This is a genomic window from Actinoplanes sp. NPDC048791 (assembly GCF_040650095.1).
Lineage (GTDB): Bacteria > Actinomycetota > Actinomycetes > Mycobacteriales > Micromonosporaceae > Actinoplanes.
In genome coordinates, this window is the sequence record NZ_JBEZGQ010000894.1 from 1 (window position 1) to 3,425 (window position 3,425).

Annotated in this window: 3 protein-coding genes; 1 reads left to right on the forward strand and 2 read right to left on the reverse strand. The window is 69.7% G+C overall.

From position 1 onward, the window contains the following. Together AB0C29_RS39230 and AB0C29_RS39235 are read right to left on the reverse strand one after the other, a co-directional pair. Positions 1-963: DUF2079 domain-containing protein (locus tag AB0C29_RS39230; protein WP_360831681.1), on the reverse strand; the 963-nt coding region annotated here is incomplete at its 3' end. Between the two features lie 74 nt (positions 964-1,037). After that, on the reverse strand, positions 1,038-1,952 hold the full coding sequence (locus AB0C29_RS39235; protein ID WP_360831684.1) for an AraC family transcriptional regulator: 915 nt from the start codon (positions 1,950-1,952) through the stop codon (positions 1,038-1,040). A 259-nt stretch (positions 1,953-2,211) separates the two neighbouring features. On the opposite strand from AB0C29_RS39235, the gene AB0C29_RS39240 reads away from it, so the two are divergent. After that, positions 2,212-3,425 (forward strand): beta-propeller fold lactonase family protein (locus AB0C29_RS39240; protein ID WP_360831687.1); only part of this gene is annotated, 1,214 nt, incomplete at its 3' end.

A 3,425-nucleotide genomic window follows, 5' to 3' on the forward strand; every position in this document is an offset into this window, starting at 1 on the left:
CGCGGACACCGCGACGGCCAGGCAGGCGGCCGGCAGCCACCGGCGGCACCGGTCGAGCAGGGCCGGCGGGGCGTCCAGCATCGCCACGAAGACGATCGGCATCAGCACCGCGCTGTAGTGGTACCTCGTCCCCCAGTAGTGCGGGTTGTCCGCCCAGAACCGCCAGGTCAGCGTGGGCAGGGTCAGTAACAGCAGCGGTGAGCGTACGGCGAGGAAGCCGGTCGGAAGCAGCAGCAGGACCACCGTCAGCAGTTTGACCGGGACCCCGGTCAGCAGGGCGCTGCCGGAGGTGTAGGTGTACGCGCCGGCCTGGTTGAACGCCGGGATGAGGACCCGGACGATGAGCAGGCCGGCGGCGACCGCACCGCCGATGGTCGTCAGGCCGAGGCGCCACCGGCCGCGCAGGACGAGGTAGGCGCCGATCGCCGCGACGGTCAGCGGCAGGTCCTCCTTGACCAGCAGCAGCGGCGCCGCCCAGGCCACGGCCACGCCCCACCGCCGCCGCACCAGGCCCTCGAGGCTGAACGCCAGGAGCGGGACGGCGAAGCAGATCTCGTGGAAGTCGAAGCCGGCCGCCTGCTGGATGCCCCAGGACAGCCCGTAGGCGGCGCCGATCGCCAGGCCACCCCCGGTCCCGAACCGCGCGACGGCCAGCCGGGTCACCGGCACCGCCGACAGTGCCAGCAGCGCGGCCTGCACGATCAGCAGGGTGATCGGGCTCGGGAACACCCGGTAGATCGGTGCGAGCAGGATCAGGATCGGATGGAAGTGGTCGCCGAGCAGGTGGACGCCGGGCCCTTTCAGCGGTGCCAGCGGAGCGCCCAGACCGGCGTAGCCGCGCACCCCCTGTTCGAAAATGCCCAGGTCAAAGGCATTGGTGCGCACCCTGAGGTGCTTCGTGACGGCCACCATGGCGTACGCCGAGAAGAGCGCCACCGCCAGCAGAACGACTCGTTTGAACACGCGGGCGATGATCGACACCGCCGCCTGAACCGGCCCTGAAGCAAGCTGAAGATCACTTCAGCCCGCCGGAGCGATCAGTCCTTCATGCGCAGGGTCTGACTGGGCGAGTGGCCGTACTGGGCGCGGTAGGCGGCGGCGAAGCGGCCCAGATGCAGGAATCCCCACCGGTAGGCGATCTCGGTGACGGTTCGCCCGCCGCTGTCCGGGCGGAGCAGGTCCTCGTGAGCCTTGGCGAGCCGAAGCCGGCGCAGGTACGTCATGGGGGACATGCCGGTATGCCGGTGGAAGCCTTCCTGCAGCGAGCGCACGCTCACTCCCGCTGTGCGCGCGAGATCGTTGATGGTGACGGCTCGTCCGGGGTCGGCCTCCATGCTGTCGATGGCGAGCTTGACGTGCCGGGGCCGGCTCGGCGTCACCGAGCCGGCGAGCTCGGCGCGGTACTGATGGTCGGTGGCCAGCAGGACGCCGGTCAGCACGCAGCTCCACAAGCGGCTGGCGATGAGCGGCTGGTGCAGGAGTCCGTTGTCGTTGTCCAGCTCGGCGTGGATGAGGCGCAGCATCCGGACGAGGCTGCGGCCCGGGCCGGTCGTGAAATCGTTCCCGAGCGGGATGTGCAGCGGTCCCTGCACGGGGTGGCCGAGGAGTTCAGCCAGCGTGCTCTCGAGCGCGACCGCGTCGATCTTCGTGGCGATCTGGCGGCAGCCGCCACTGATCAAGGGCTGGTCGACGCCCCCGGAAGGCCGGAACAACGTCGCCCACCCCGGGCCGGCGGCGGCCTCCGCGCCGTGCTGGCGGGCCTGCACGTGGCCGGCGAGGGGCAGGTTGAGCTGGTAGGCGTCCATATATCCGAGACCGGTCGACACGTCCACGCCGTACGCCAGGTCACCGACCGTCAACGGGCCGAGCTGGACGACGGTCAGATCGAACGAAAAGGCGTCCACCGCACTGCGGGGCTGCACGGTCAGCGGGCAATAGGACCAGTCGAACATCGCATTCGTCTCATCGGCGCTGGATGCGTGGTAGTGGACCGGGGCGCAGGACCGCCCGCCGTCTGAATCGGAATCCACTGGCATAGCAGAAGCATGCCGCCTCACCCGGACCCAGCCAATCGCTTGATGGTGGATCGGGCCGGTGCCCGCGAAGACCTTACGCACTTCTTACGGCCGGCTCCGAAGTTCAACTGACCCTCCGGCAGTGCCGTACCCGGGGACAGCAATGCACCGCTCGTTCGTCGGAGGTAGGGCAGACATGCGTAGGAGAACTGGTATCGCCGTGGCCGCGGGCCTGCTGTTGCTGGCTGGTGGCGTGTCGACAGGAATCGCATCGGCGCATGAAAACCCGGCCGGCAGGCGTGCCGAGGCGACCAAGGACAGTGCGGCGGCGAAGCGCGGCGGCATGGTCTTCGTCCAGTCGAACGACCCGCAGCGCAACTCGATCCTGGCCTTCCGGCGCGCGGCGGACGGCAAGCTGACGGCAGCCGGTGAGTATCCGACCGGGGGCCGCGGTGGTGCCCAGAAGGACAACCCGTTCGATCCCCTGGCGTCGCAGGATTCCCTCGTCTTCGACCGCAGGCACAGCATGATGATCGCGGTGAACGCGGGCAGCAACTCGGTCACCACCTTCCGGGTGCGAGACGGCAAGCTCACCCACCGGCGTACGGTGAAATCCGGCGGTGACTTCCCGGCGAGCATCGCCGTGTCCGGCCGGACCGTCTACGTCCTCAATGCCGGCGGCACCACGAACGTGACCGGCTTCCGGCTGAGCCATGACGGGCTGCGCCCGCTGGCCGGCTCGACCCGGAAACTGGGCATCACCAACGACGCCGTGCCGCTGTTCACCGATTCCCCGCCGCAGGTCGGCTTCAGCCCCGACGGCCGGCAGCTGCTGGTCACCACGAAGAGCAAGAACACGATCGAGGTTTTCGCGGCTGCCCACGACGGCATGCTCTCCGCCAAGCCGGTGACCACCGCGTCGACCGGGGACGTGCCGTTCTCGTTCGTGTTCGACCAGGCCGGTCATCTGCTGGTCACCGAGGCCGCCAAGTCCGGGGTCACCTCGTACACGCTGCGCAGGAACGGCACCCTGGAGGTCATCACGCCGTCGGTGGAGTCGGGCCAGCAGGTGCTGTGCTGGATCGCCCGGGCCGGCAAGTTCTTCTACGGCACCAACCCGGGCAGCTCGACCATCAGCCTCTACACGGTCGACGGCAAGGGAAAGGTGAGCATCGGCGGCAAGGACGGCGTGATCGCCGACGCCGGGGGCCCGGAGGCCGTCGCCGCGGCGGCGGCGGCCGAGCAGGACCCGGACGCCGAACCGGGCAAGGCGCCGGGTGCCGGCCCCATCGACCTGGCCGCCACGGCCGACGGCACCTTGCTGTACGTGCAGAACACCCTCGCGGGCACCATCGCGGGCGCCGGGCGAGTCGCCCATCCGGGTGTACGAGGTGAAGAACGGCTTGCGGT

Coding starts and splice junctions, on each gene's coding strand:
- AB0C29_RS39235 (WP_360831684.1), bottom strand. CDS start 1,952: ATGTTCGACTGGTCCTATTGCCCGCTGACCGTGCAGCCCCGCAGTGCG.